This window comes from Streptomyces sp. URMC 127 (assembly GCF_051386535.1).
Classification (GTDB): Bacteria; Actinomycetota; Actinomycetes; order Streptomycetales; family Streptomycetaceae; genus Streptomyces.
In genome coordinates this window covers 1-12,290 of sequence record NZ_JBPQTW010000208.1, presented here as the reverse complement: position 1 = coordinate 12,290, position 12,290 = coordinate 1, and the positions used below count along the sequence as shown (strand labels likewise).

Annotated in this window: 12 protein-coding genes and 1 pseudogene; 5 read left to right on the top strand and 8 right to left on the bottom strand. The window is 70.5% G+C overall.

Annotation, left to right across the window (positions count from 1 at the left end; genetic code table 11):
* A pseudogene (locus ACSNOH_RS28660) lies at positions 1-1,287 on the bottom strand (ATP/GTP-binding protein); the annotation flags it as partial.
* A gap of 139 nt (positions 1,288-1,426) precedes the next feature.
* On the opposite strand from ACSNOH_RS28660, the gene ACSNOH_RS28655 reads away from it, so the two are divergent.
* Positions 1,427-1,750: a hypothetical protein gene (locus tag ACSNOH_RS28655; protein ID WP_436724344.1), complete on the top strand. Its 324-nt coding sequence runs from the start codon at positions 1,427-1,429 to the stop codon at positions 1,748-1,750.
* Here the strand turns inward: ACSNOH_RS28655 and ACSNOH_RS28650 are convergent.
* Together ACSNOH_RS28650 and ACSNOH_RS28645 are read right to left on the bottom strand one after the other, a co-directional pair.
* Positions 1,710-3,506 carry a zeta toxin family protein gene (locus ACSNOH_RS28650; protein ID WP_436724343.1) on the bottom strand — a complete coding sequence of 599 codons (1,797 nt, stop codon included), beginning with the start codon at positions 3,504-3,506 and terminating at the stop codon, positions 1,710-1,712. The genes ACSNOH_RS28655 and ACSNOH_RS28650 overlap by 41 nt on opposite strands.
* 402 nt (positions 3,507-3,908) lie before the next feature.
* On the bottom strand, positions 3,909-5,057 hold the full coding sequence (locus ACSNOH_RS28645) for a Fic family protein (protein ID WP_436724342.1): 1,149 nt from the start codon (positions 5,055-5,057) through the stop codon (positions 3,909-3,911).
* Positions 5,058-5,635: 578 nt separating this feature from the next.
* Here ACSNOH_RS28645 and ACSNOH_RS28640 point away from each other — a divergent pair.
* Together ACSNOH_RS28640 and ACSNOH_RS28635 are read left to right on the top strand one after the other, a co-directional pair.
* Complete coding sequence (locus ACSNOH_RS28640; protein ID WP_436724341.1) at positions 5,636-6,178, top strand: sigma-70 family RNA polymerase sigma factor; 543 nt, start codon at positions 5,636-5,638, stop codon at positions 6,176-6,178.
* Between the two features lie 233 nt (positions 6,179-6,411).
* Entirely contained in the window at positions 6,412-6,609 is a 198-nt protein-coding gene (locus ACSNOH_RS28635) for a cold-shock protein (RefSeq protein ID WP_436724345.1), read from the top strand.
* 514 nt (positions 6,610-7,123) lie between these two features.
* Here ACSNOH_RS28635 and ACSNOH_RS28630 read toward each other — a convergent pair.
* Positions 7,124-7,912 carry a nucleoside 2-deoxyribosyltransferase domain-containing protein gene (locus ACSNOH_RS28630; RefSeq protein ID WP_436724340.1) on the bottom strand — a complete coding sequence of 263 codons (789 nt, stop codon included), beginning with the start codon at positions 7,910-7,912 and terminating at the stop codon, positions 7,124-7,126.
* A gap of 311 nt (positions 7,913-8,223) precedes the next feature.
* Positions 8,224-9,726, bottom strand: coding sequence for a hypothetical protein (locus ACSNOH_RS28625; RefSeq protein WP_436724339.1), 1,503 nt, complete (start codon positions 9,724-9,726; stop codon positions 8,224-8,226).
* 319 nt (positions 9,727-10,045) lie between these two features.
* On the opposite strand from ACSNOH_RS28625, the gene ACSNOH_RS28620 reads away from it, so the two are divergent.
* Positions 10,046-10,177 (top strand): hypothetical protein, encoded by a 132-nt coding sequence (locus ACSNOH_RS28620; protein WP_436724338.1) that lies wholly within the window; start codon positions 10,046-10,048, stop codon positions 10,175-10,177.
* The gene (locus ACSNOH_RS28615) at positions 10,125-10,430 is read left to right on the top strand and encodes a hypothetical protein (protein ID WP_436724337.1); all 306 of its coding nucleotides are present in this window, start codon (positions 10,125-10,127) and stop codon (positions 10,428-10,430) included. The genes ACSNOH_RS28620 and ACSNOH_RS28615 overlap by 53 nt, the downstream gene beginning before the upstream one ends.
* A 30-nt stretch (positions 10,431-10,460) precedes the next feature.
* Here the strand turns inward: ACSNOH_RS28615 and ACSNOH_RS28610 are convergent, their stop codons facing one another.
* From ACSNOH_RS28610 to ACSNOH_RS28600, 3 genes are all read right to left on the bottom strand, one after another.
* Positions 10,461-10,910, bottom strand: a complete 450-nt coding sequence (locus ACSNOH_RS28610) for a hypothetical protein (protein ID WP_436724336.1) — start codon at positions 10,908-10,910, stop codon at positions 10,461-10,463.
* Positions 10,911-11,234: 324 nt separating this feature from the next.
* The gene (locus tag ACSNOH_RS28605) at positions 11,235-11,807 is read right to left on the bottom strand and encodes a hypothetical protein (RefSeq protein ID WP_436724335.1); all 573 of its coding nucleotides are present in this window, start codon (positions 11,805-11,807) and stop codon (positions 11,235-11,237) included.
* A 199-nt stretch (positions 11,808-12,006) separates the two neighbouring features.
* Entirely contained in the window at positions 12,007-12,159 is a 153-nt protein-coding gene (locus ACSNOH_RS28600) for a hypothetical protein (RefSeq protein WP_436724334.1), read from the bottom strand.
* Positions 12,160-12,290 lie beyond the last annotated feature (131 nt).

The window sequence follows — 12,290 nt, the reverse complement described above, 5'->3', positions numbered from 1 at the left end:
GCGCTCGTCGGCGGTGAGGTCGGACAGGGTGCGGGCGATGAGGGCCGGGAAGGTGTGGTCGAAGTCGGCCGGAGTGGGGGTGCGGCCGGTGCGGCGGATCTCCAGGAAGCGAGCCACGGCCAGATCGAGGTGGAGCGGCAGGCCGTGCGAGCGCTGGGTGATCACCGCGCGGATCTCCGGACCAATCAGCGGACGGTCGTCGTGGGTGAGGCGCTGGGCGAGGTAGGTGTCGCAGTCCTGGTCCGAGAAGTCGCCGATCAGGTGCTGGCGGGCGCCGCCGGCGGCCAGGGCCGGGACCATCTGCCCCGGCTGGGGGGCCAGGCCCGGCCAGGCCGTGGGACCGGTGTAGTCGAGCTGGCCCTGCAGGGCGGGATCGGCCCACGGCAGCCGGTTGCGGCCGCCGATGACGAAGAAGCAGTTCGGCATCAGCCACACCAGGCGCTGCAACAGCCGCTCAGCATCCCGGTGGCGGTCGCTGGTGTCCTCGAAGGTGTCCAGCAGGATGACCGGCACCACCGCCTTCTTCGCGGGCAGGCGGCTGATCTCCCACGCCAGCAGGTGCGGGTAGAAGGACAGCGCCTCCAGGTCGGGTTCGGCCTCCAGCAGGGCGGCGGTACGGGCGCAGCCGGCCAGGGCCCGCGCCCGGGCGCGGCGCTCGCGCAGGGCGCCCACGAGCGCGGTGGTGAGCTGCCCAGCGGCCGCGCCGACCAGGCCGGGCAGCTGCAGGGCGCCAATCGCTTCGCTCACCGCGCCCTGGATCTGCTTCGGCAGCATCTGCCCGAACTTGCCCGCCAGGCCGGTGCGCTTGATGTACTCCTCCAGCGGCTCGCCGGGATGCTGCGCCTCCCAGTAGCGGCGAAGGGCCAGGTCGAAGCTGGGCAGGGGGCGGCCGACGGCGGCGGCCAGGGCGAGCCGGATCATCAGCACGACGCGCTCGAAGTCGGCCCCGGTCGATGCCGAGCGGGCCAGATCGATCCGCACGGGCAGGATCTTCTCGCCCGCCCAGGCGGGGGCGCCCCACTGCGCGGGCCGATGCTCGGCGGCACTCAGCGAGGCTTCCAGCTTGCGCAGCAGGGTCGACTTGCCGACGCCTCCCACCCCATGGAACGCGAGCACGTTGTCGCGGGGGGCTTCGAGGTCCTCGACGTCGAAGCCCGGGGCGGCGATGTGCCGCAAGTGCTCCTCGATGGCGGTGGCCACGAAGTCCCACTGCCTGTGGCGGTTGGTGAACGCCTCGCTGCTGTCCACGGGGTCGTTGGAGCTGAACAGCGCACGAAGGTCGGCCATGTGATGTCCCCCCAGAAGCGATCACCTGCGGGCCCAATCTACGCCGCGTACCGTGACCGCCCACAGGCCGGATTCCAGCCCACCACCAAAAATGATCTTTCCGACTGTTCGGCTCCCGACACCCTGAGGTGATCTTCCTATGCACGACTCCGCATCGCCCTCGCCGTCCCCCGACCGGCGCCCCTCGTCGGGGCCGGCAGCGGGCGGCGACAGTACGGCCAGGTCTGCGACGGCGCACGAGATCGTGGACGCTGTCCTGGCCCGGTACACCCAGCAACTCCTACCGGTGCGGCGCTCCGGCGACCAGCAACGCCTCCAGGAGCTGATGACCCGGCGTCAGGAGTGCCTGAAGGACCAGCAACGGCTGAAGGATGCCGGGCCCGAGGAGACTGCAAGGATCGCCGCAGACTACGCCGACCGCCTCAAGAAGCTGGAAGGCACCGAACCCCACCCCGAGGCGTAGCCGCGGCATTCACCGTACCGTGCGGCCCGGCAACCGCTTTGGCCCCGGGCCGCACGGCGCGCTGGTCGGGCACGGGCAGCGCGGCCGCGGGGACGGGCGGGTGGAGCTGGCGCGGCTGCTGGGCGGGCATCAGCGGGCATGCGAGAGCGGCGATCGCAACGAGGTCGTCGCGGTACTGCGGCATCGCCCGGTGCAGCCGGCGCTGGACGGACCAGAACCGTGCGGCCTCGCCGGGGGTGTAGGGGCGGGCCTGTTCGGCGACCAGGGCCAGCGCTGCGGCGGGGCGCCGCGCCCACCCGCCCCGGCTGGTCAGGTGGTTGCGGTACAACGGGTGGGCGTCACGCCGCATCACCAGCACCGAGTCCACGGCGGACATCTGCTCGGCCAGCGCCACGACCTCGGGCAGGACCGCATAGTGCGCATCGTGCCCGGCGGCGGTGGTGAACCGCGCGGGCACGTCCAGCCGGCTCACCTCGGCGTAGCGGGCGGCGGTGCCCTGCCGGGAATCCGCCGCGCGCACCGCCAGGACCACCAGTTCCACCCGGTAGCCGGCCTGCCGGTACAGGGCCGCACCGGTGACGAAGGCGCTGGCGCTGGACGGGGTGATCTCGATGACCACGTCCCCGCGCCGCTCCCGCACGTACCGCTCGGTCTGGGCCTGCCAGGCGCGGTAGTCGGCGCGGATCCGCGCCGAGGCCGTGCGCGGCTCCTCACGCAGCAGCTGAAAGTAGTCCGGGTGGGAGACCTTGAAGTCCTCGCCCCGGATGTGGGCCGGATCCCGCAGGGTGCGGCGGACCATCCGCGCGGCCGTGGTCTTGCCGGCGCCGGGCTGGCCCATCACGTACACCGCGACCGGTCGCTTCTGCGGCGTGATGCGCCCCAGGGACGGCACGATCAGCTCGTCGAAGATCCAGCGGTGTTCCTCGGCGCTCAGCCGGTGGTAGTCGACCCCGGGCGCTTCCTGGCGGGGTTGGGCGGTGCGCCGGAGCGGCTCGGCCCAGGCGGCGGTGCGCTCGGCGTCGCGGCGCACCGCCAGCCCCCAGTCCTCGGGCAGGCCGGGACGGGCGAGGCGCCGGTCGGTGTCGGCGAGCTGGCGGCGGAAGACGCCCGTCTCCCGGGCATCCCACGGGCGCCGGCGCTCGGCGAGCACCACGTCCGCCGCGCCCGCCGGGCGGCTCCACTGCCCCTCGGGGCCGAGGGCGTTGGCGTACACGGTCTCGAGCGCCGCCTCGGTGGCGCGCCGGACGACGAAGACGCTGTCCGCCAGGTGCCCGGCCTCCACCATGCGCAGGACCTCGATCAGCGCGGCCGCACAACGGTCGTGGTTGTCCCAGGAGACGTAGCGGGCCCGGCCCTGCTCGGCCAGGCGCAGGTAGCGGTCCAGGACGCCGAGCTGACTGACCGCCTCGGGCACCGCCAGGGCCACGAACTCCACGCGGTAACCGGCATCCCGGTAGGCGGCGATCTCGTTCAAGAACTCCTGGGGGTGGGCCAGCGGCGCCTCCACCACCGCGTCGTACCGGCCCTCACGCACCCGTGCCTCGACCACGGCCTGCCAGCGGTAGGTCTCCGGCCGCACCCGCACCCCTGCGCTCCTCACATCCTCGGCCAGGAAGTCCGCGTAGTGGGGGTGCACATTCTTATAGGCATCGCGGTCCACCCGCACCGCGCCGCCCCGCCGCCCCAACGCGGCATGCACCAGGTCGACCACCGCGGTCTTGCCGCTGCCCGCCTGCCCCGCAACGAACACCACCACCGGACGCACCGGTCCCTGCTGCGCCACAGCACCGCCCAGAGCACCGGGCAGGACGCTCCCGGTCAGGATCTCTTCCTCCCACCGGCCGTCGGCCGCAGCTGGCGCAGGAGAGGCGGCCGGACCCGTGCCCGTACTCGGGGGCTGCGCTGGTAAGGCGGGACGGGGGCGGTGCGGCGAACTCACGTACTCCTCCATCAACAGGCTGGTGAGGGTCGGCTTCCTGGCGTTGTGAGCAGATGCGGTCAGGCCCTGACGGGCCGCCTCTCGGTGTGTTCCGGCTGACGGCACAGCGCCGGCGCCCCGGCCCCGGCGCCGACGCCGACGCCGTCGACAGCGTGATGCGGGAGGAAAGTACGGGCCCGGACGCGGGCTCCGGCGCGGTGAAGCGGCCGCCCGTGCTGGTCAGGGTCGGGGTGCGTAAGGGTCGGCGTAGGGCTCGACGGCCTGCCGGATCTTCTCCTGCGCGCCGGCCATGCGAGGGCCGGGGGCGTAGTAGCGGGAGCGTGCCCGGCCCTGGGCCTCGAGCCAGCCCAGGCGGACCAGCTCGCGGATATCGCGGATGGCCTGCTGCTCGGACAGGTCGGCATCGGCCTGGTAGACCGTGCGGCGGACCTTCGATCCCCAGAAGGCCGGCAGCAGTGCGTAGACCACACGCTCGTCCAATCCGTCGCGCTCGGCGGCCTCGCCGAGGTGGATCCAGGCGCGGGAGAGCAGGTCGGTGCGGCGCTGGGCCTGCTGGGCCTGACGGTGGTGGGCCTCCAGGCAGAAGCGGATCCACGGGTGAGTGTCGCGCTCGGGGGTCCAGGTGGGGCCGCCGACCTGTTGCAGGACGCGGTAGTAGGCGTAGGTGTTCTGGGCCCGGCCGAGCCATTCCTCGATGGAGGAGAACTCCGGCGGCAGCAGACTCTCGGACTCCCGCGCGAAGACCAGGGTGGACACGGCGCGGGACATGCGCCCGTTGCCGTCCTTCCACGGGTGAATGTTCACCAGATTCAGGTGCGCCATAGAGGCCCGTACATGGACCGGGGCATCAAGGTCACCGGTGTTAAGCCAGTCGATCAGCTCCCCCATCAGGGCAGGCACGTCCTCGAAGTCCGGAGCCCTGTAGGCGGGAACCAAGGGGTCGTCGGGGCTGGTGACGAACACCGGCCCGTCGCGCCAGCGGCCCGGGCGCTTGTCAAGGTGGTGGCCCTGCAGCATGAAGTGCAGCCCATTGAGCAGGCCCGCGTCGTAGCGGAAGCCCTCCCCGGCGTCGGCGAGGGCCTGGATGTAGGTCATCGCCCGCTGGTAGCCCTCCAGCTCCACCCGGGTCCGCTCCGCCGTCTCCAGCGGCTCCTCCCCCGCCATCAGAGCCTCGACATCATCGACGGTCGCGGCGTAGCCCTCGATGGTGTTCGACCCGGCGATCGCCCGAGCCGTCAAGTTGCGCCGCAGCTGACCCGACCAGCGCGGCTGCGCCCGCAACTGGTGGCGCAGGCGCATCCGCATCTGCTCGATCTCCTCGAGCACACGGTGGTCATCGGCGTCCAGAGCCGGAGTCTCGTACAGCATGCCCACATGTCACCATGACAGGATCATCCTGTCAACCTGGTGTGTGGACGACGCAGCGCTTCACCCCTTTCGGGCCGCTGCCCCGAAAGGGGGCGGCCCAAGGTCACCAGGCTCCAGTAGCGTCCCCGCCGACGCCCACGCAGTCCCTGCCGGGCACGTGGTGATCTCGCCAGCCGCGGTGCGGGGCGAGCGCTTGCCCCTGCCTCCTGGTGGACCTGCGCAGCTGATCCTGGAATTTTCTTCGCAGCCGATGTCACACAGAGAGCAGGTACCAGCACTAAGCAATGACCCAGTCGGAGTTGGCGGGCGTGGGCTTCGCTGATGTTCAGGGGAGGAGAGGCGGATGGAAGCCTCATTGATGAGCGCCGGGTTATGCGTGGTGGCCTATACCGCCCGCTGTCTGATGGTGTGGATCCGCTCCCGTCAGGACGCACATTCCGCTGCCTCCCAGCACTCTGCCGGGGCCCGGCTCGCGGAGTCTTTGCCGTCCGGCAGCCGGGTACAGCTGCGGTCTGCTGCCGGGGACGAGGTCACGATCGAGGTGGGCGGCCCATCCGCCCGCCGGATACAGGAGCCCCATGGTGGATGAGTTCTCCGTGCGCTCCGCAAGCCCGGCCGCAGACCTCCCCGGCGAGGCGTCCCCGGTGCTGGACTTCGCCGCGGTCTACCGCGCGGAGATGCCCTTGCTGACCCGGTTCGTGATGAAGCATGGCGCTCGCCCGCAGGAGGCCGCCGATGCTGCCCATGAAGCCTTCGCCCGTGCTTACGAGGTCTGGGCCACGATCCGCTATCCGGCACGCTGGCTGCGCACCGTGGCCTCCCGGGCCTACTTCCGCGCCAGAAGGCCGCGCGAGGAACTCCCCGGAGAACTCCCGCCTTCCCGCGCCGACTTCCATCTGCCCACCATCATCGAGCTGAGCGACCAGGAACGTGCGGTCTACGCGGCCCTGGCCGAGCTGCCGGCCCGGCAGCGGCAGGTCATGGCGTGGTTCTACGACCACTACACGGTGTCGGAGATCTCCGAAGAACTGCAGATCAGTGAGGATGCGGTGCGGCAGAACCTCTGCCGGGCCCGGGCCACACTCAAGACCCGCCGAAGCCAGCAAGGAGGTGCCCGGTGAGCGACTACAACGACACGTTCGCCGACGACCGTGACCCTGAGCTGGACGCCTGGCTGGCAGCCGCCGACCAGGCCGTGCTCACCGCCGTCGAAGACGGCCTCGATCTGGACCGTGGTCTCGCTGAGATCACCAGCCGCCAGGCGCCACTCGAACCGCCCACACCGGAACCCGCACCGGCTCACCGGGCGGCCCCGCCTCCTCCTCCGGAGGGCGACGGCTGGGTCTGGGGAACCGTGAAGTGGTTCAACGCGGAGAAGGGGTACGGCTTCCTCTCGGTCGACGACGGCCCGGACATCTTCGTCCACTACACCGCCATGGACTCCGGCCACCGGACGACGTTGGAGGAAGGCGAGCAGCTCTGGTTCCGCATCACGCAGGGCAGCAGCAGCCAGGCACACCCGGTGGAGGTGGCCAGGTCGAACGGGCGCTAACGCCCGGCCGCCGCCGTTCTTCCGCGCCGCCTCCATCGCGGCCCGCAGCGGACCCGGGCCAGGTCGACACCGGACACCTCGCCGCCGCTCACGTCTGCCCCCACGGGGTGTAGCCGAGGTCCAGGTGTCCGGGCCAGCCAGGCGCTGCACGGTCGCGACGAACGACCGGGTGAACAGGCGCTGTACCGACTGCTCGCCGTACCAGGCGATGTGGTCGTGGACGATCTGCTGGTCGTGCGCGGCGCGGGTGCGCCAGTCCAGCACCTGCTCGCGGGTCAGCTCCGCAAGGACCAGCTGCTAGTCGTCGTCGACGTCCGCGCGCTCCAGCCCCGTGCACCTTCGACGTCGCCTGGGCCTCAACGACAGTGCACAGTCGGCCGCGCGCCGTCTTCGTGTGACCTAGCTCTGGCACCGTGGAAGCACCGAGACAAGGGAGTCGGCACGGAATAAGACCACCGGCTCGGCTATCAACACGGGCTTGGGAGATGGACTCCCCAATTGGGGAGTCGCCCCGCTACCCCAGCGCTGAGGCCGTATACGGCGTCACGAGGGCCGCAGCGGCGCGCACCGTGTCGGTCAGGGAGCCGTGAACCTCCACGTCCGGCCGGGCGTGACGGAGCTGTTCGACGACGTCGAGACGGCGGGCGTACTGCGGGTCCGCGCCGACCACGATCGTGGCTCCGCGCGCGGCGTGAGCGCCGAGTTCGTACAGGGCGATCGGCTGAATGCTCTCCGCGCAGAACCAGAACAGGACGACGCTGGCGCAGGCCAGATGCTCGTACTCCCAGACGATCTGCTCCCGGGCGACCACAGGGTCGCCCTCGGGGAACTCCGCTCGCCGGGGGTTGAGGATCGTGGCCGTGACGCCGGCAGAGCGGAGCTGGAGGGCTGCTCGGGTCTGCCAGTCCGGGCAGCCGGTGATGCCGCCGGCCAGAAACACCGTGGGGCCGCCGTCGTCGTACGGACGGGGTGAACGGACGTACCGGCCGGCAGGGGGCCGGTGGTGGCCGGCCACCGCGTCAAGGAGGTCGCGGACCAGGGCCTGCCCGTGTGGGTCGCCGGTGAGGTAGGCGCGCAGGACGGGAGCCAGGCGCCAGGACGCGAGGTCGGGGTGGGGCCGCAGCATGTCTGCAATGGCCTCGCCGGTGATCACGCCGCCCGCGGCGAGCCCGTCCAGGCCGTCGTCGGCGCTGGCACTCAGCGAGAGGGCCCGCGCGCGGTGCTCCTCGGTCGGGTCGGGCGCCCACTGCCCGCAGAGATAGTCGGTGGCGAGGGCGCCGGCCAGGCGCTGCAGCTCAGTCATGACAGTGATCCTCCCGGCGAACCGGAAGACGGAACAAGGGGGTAGAGGGAAGGACGCCCCTGGGGGCAGGCCGCCGTACTATCGAACGTTTTTCGGTCACATGTCTATCGCGTGGCTGAATCCGGTGCCATTCTGATCGCCCGCGGGCAGCGTGATCTTCCGTCTCCCCCAGGCGAGGGCACCCCCGCGGTCGGCCCCGCCTGCGGGCAGCCCCCTCCGGGCCGGGCCGCGTCGCACCTCCCGGCTCCCCACGGGAGGCCCGACGCGCGCCCCGGGAATGTGGTTGCGGTGGGGCAGTGCGCACGGCCGGTTCAGCGTGTGCGGGGCGGTGTCATCCGGGCGTGGAGCAGAGTGGCGCGCGTGAGTTCGGCGCCCTTCTTGTGTTCCTCGTTGAACAGGGCGGTCAGCCCCTTGGGGGCCTTATAGTGCTCGCGCAGGTTGACGGTGGCGCCGAGGTCGTCCAGGAGCTGGTCGACGACGGCGGCGGCCTCGCTGGGCCGGTCGCCCCAGCCGTCGCCCCACCACAGGTGCTCGGTCGGTGTGCACGGCGCGGGGTGGACATGGCCGTCGCTGGTGGTGACCCACACGGTGTGGTGCAGGATGACCGAGGCGAGTTCCGCGCCGCCGGCCGGGAGGGACAGCGGCGCGTAGAAACGCCACATCTGTTTGCCGTCGCCGCTGGGCGTGCGCAGGACGGGCATGTCAGTGAGCGGGTCGATGAAAAACGCCTCCGCCCTGTCGTCCTGGGCGAGAACGGCGTGGGCGGCGGTCGGGTCGCATATCGCCAGCCGGTGGGTCCACCGGTCGCTGATGGTGCCCGGCCGGACGGGGATCTCGGTGACAGCTCCGAAGGGCAGAAGGTCCGGGTCGCGGCCGACGGCGACCTCGAGCGCGGCGACAGCGTCGGGGTGGGTGTGCAGGGCGAGTTTGTGCCAGCCTGTCTTGAGGGTCTGGCGCTCTCCGTCACACGGCAGCGGGTGGTGGCTGGTGTCGGGCACAGCGCCGGCGACGACCTGGTTCGGCATCTCGCCGTAGCCGTCTTTGCAGAAGATCTCGATCTCGTGGCTCGTGTTGTCGATCCGGTTGTTGCGGATGCTGTTGGCCATGTCCGTCACGGCCGCCCTCGAGGTGACGTCGAAAATCTGGTTGGCCCCGGCCCGGCGCAGGATCTTCTCGCTGCCGTTGGCCGGGACCTCGACCACGGCCGCCTGGGCGCCCGGCTCCCACTGACGGATCACACTGGGCAGGCGCAGCAGGTCGGGCCACCAGGGCAGTACCTGGCCGACGAGGGCCGCGACGTCGCCCCAGCTGGCCTCGTACTCGATGCCGGGGTGCGCGGTGTCGGCCGCCACCAGCGCCGGTCCCCAGATACCGACGTCCCCGTACAGAGCGCAGACGGTGACCACGCTGTCCTTGTTGCCGCTGCTGGCGATGGCGGAGGCGACGTCGGTGGCGGCTTTGGAATCGTCGCAGTGCACGATGCGGATCACACCGATGTCGGTGCGCCAGTCCAGCGCGGGGCCGCGCAGGGTGTCCCGGTAGCCGAGCCAACTGCCCGGGGCTGGCCCCTCAGGCAGCGGGCGCAGCAGCACGGCGCCGCGGTGGGCGAACTCTGCGGTCCCAGCCGCCCAGGAGTAGACCGCGGTGCCGGCCCACACCTCCTCGGGCTCCTGCCTGTTGAACGGGCTGTACGGCTTCTCCGTCGGCGCCGGGAACTTGTCGTACTTCCGCACCAGCCGCCACATTCCGAACGCGTTCACGCCCAGCAACTGCTGCACTTCCACCCTGGTCAGATAGCTGCTGCTCACGCCCATACCGCTGCTCCTCACCGTCCCGCAACGGGGCCGATGCGGCCCCCCGGGGCAGATCCTGGGACGGCCGGACGGGCAGCGTGGCGGATCCGGCAGGACCTGCCCGGTTCCTCACCCCGCATTGGCCGAGATGCGCCCCTGTGAGGCACGGATCATGCGGCAGCGCTGGCCTCCATGATGTGCTCCCCTTGTCCGGCAGTCCGGACGGCTCAGCCGCGCTTCCGCGCGCCGACGAACTCCTGCTGGAACCGCTTGCGGGTCAGGTCCTCGAGGACCAGCTCCTGGTCGTCGTCGACGTTCGCGCACTCCGGATCCGCGGCCCGTGGCAACAGGAGCCGAGCAGCACGGCGCCGCCGGCGAACGCGCCATGACGCAGGTCCGCCTCGCCCTCGCCGTCTTCTTTGCCGACCCGGACCGCGCCGACGACGAGCTCGTCCGGGCCCACCAGTCTTGATGGCCTCGACGAGTGCTCCAACACCCTCCGCGCCCAGGTCGTCGCCCTGATCAAGGGCGCCAGAGGCGACGGCGTCACCGACCGCGCCCAGAACCGGCACGCCAGCATGGAGGCTGCAAGGCTTCCCTTCCGCTACGCCATCCGCAGCGACGCCCAGGACCTGGCCGCCACCCGGTGGATCAACGGCGAGCAGGCTGTTCGTGACCGCTGGCACCGCCTCGTCCGTGATCGCCGGAGTCACCTTAGCCGGTAGCTCCCCAAGGCTCTGCCTGCGTGGGAGGAGTCACGTCTGGATAACGCGGCCGTTCTTGCCGCGACGGCGGTCGTGCAGCTTGTCCAGGACGTCGGCGAGGACGGACATGGTCTCGGGTTCGGCATGCGCGATCTGGTCTGTGACGGCGAGAGCCTGCAATGTGGGGGCCAACTGGTTCAGCAGCGTGAGTGCGTCGGGTAGCGAGGCGGCATAGACGGTCTGCGTCTGCCCTGCCCCCTCCAGATCGAACAGGAACGAGGGCTCCTCGGGACGCGCCCACACCGTCAGCACCAGCGGGACCATGTACACCTCACCCGCCCCGGTCCATACGGTGTACCCGGCGGCCTTGATTGCTTCGCTGTAGTCTCGGTATTCGTCTTCTTGCTCCATGACTGGGTCCTGAGTAAGGCTCCACTGGCCCGCCTTGAGAACCCACGCCTGACGAAGCCGGTCGGCCTTGTGTGCTGGGATGTCGCTCACCTACGCCCCCTCTGATGGTTCGTGTCCCTCAGTTCTAGCGGCATGTCCCCAGGGAGTACTGGACAACGGCTGATCTCATGCACCAGGGACGGCCGGGTCAACGGCCCTGATACGCGCGGCGGCCCCCAGCCAAGGCATCTGGTTGGGGGCCGCGCGCTGCAGAGCGACGCTGGAGACTGTTCAGTGTTCCGATCGATCTTCTTGTCAAGAGCTTCGGCCTTCTGTTCCAGGTTCCCGATCTGGAGACGTACCGCAGTGAGGTCGGACTTGATGATCCCGAACTCGCTCCTCTCAGTCGCCCCAGGGGCTGCCGGAGATATCCGCTTAGCTGCTCCTTGCGGCCGGAGGCCAGCCATACACCGAAATCATCCGGATCAGAGTCGGCGAGGCACCAACGGTCAGCAGGACCGACGCCTGCATCAGAGAGGCGAAGGGTGACACCGCCCCGCTGGCGGCCTGGTCGATCCGCTCCATTGAGGTCACGGCGATCAGCGCACCGTGCGCTGCGTAATGCCATAGACGGGCATGCGAAACCCCACTGAGTACCAGGTCAGCCCGCCCCTGCACCGGGGCACGGAAGCACAGCCGGAGCTTGACCAACGGGTTCGGCCCGCCGAGCGCAGCCCAGCTCGCGTGGACCTGCAGGTGTTGCGCCAGCTTGATCCCTCCGACCTCATCGAGCAGCGCGAGCACCTCCCTGGCCACGGGAGCGGCACCAAACGTCCTGCTGTCTTCGTGGACAAACACAGCGAACAATGGATCAAGAGATCGTCCGTGAGTCCCGGCTTCCGGGACAGCGACGCCGGCCCGGGCCGCGGGTACAGCGCCGGCGAGAAAGTCCTGTCGCTGCCGCTCTTCGTCACCCGGCTCGAAGAATCTCACTCCGCGCACCGCCATGTTCCGCCTCCGTGCACCGTCCCTACCCCGCAGCCAGGACCATGACGGGTGTACCACCGGCTCGTTGCCCGCAGTGGGTGCACAGCAGGGGTGCGCACGATTCGCTGCGCACCCCTGAGCGCATACCCGCCCATGGGAAGATTCCAGTCACACCCTTATCGCGTGGCTGAATCCAGTGCCACGCGTTGACCTGGCAGTACTAGGGGTTGGCGAGCGCACCCAGACCGCGAGGGATCCGGTTTCCGCTGATCCGTCGTTGGGCGATGCGGTGGAAGAGGCGTTCCCGCTGGGATTCGAGCAGTGCTGCTTGTTCGGCCAGGGCCTCGCGGTAGGAGCTGATGACCTCACACAAGCTGGCTGAGCTGAGGGCGGGGGGGACCGGACCCTCCCGTAAACCGCTCTTGCCGGGCACCTGGGGGGCAACTGAAGAGTGGTTGTACGGCCGGTTCGTCGAGCCGGGCTCAGGGGGCGCGGTGGGGGTGG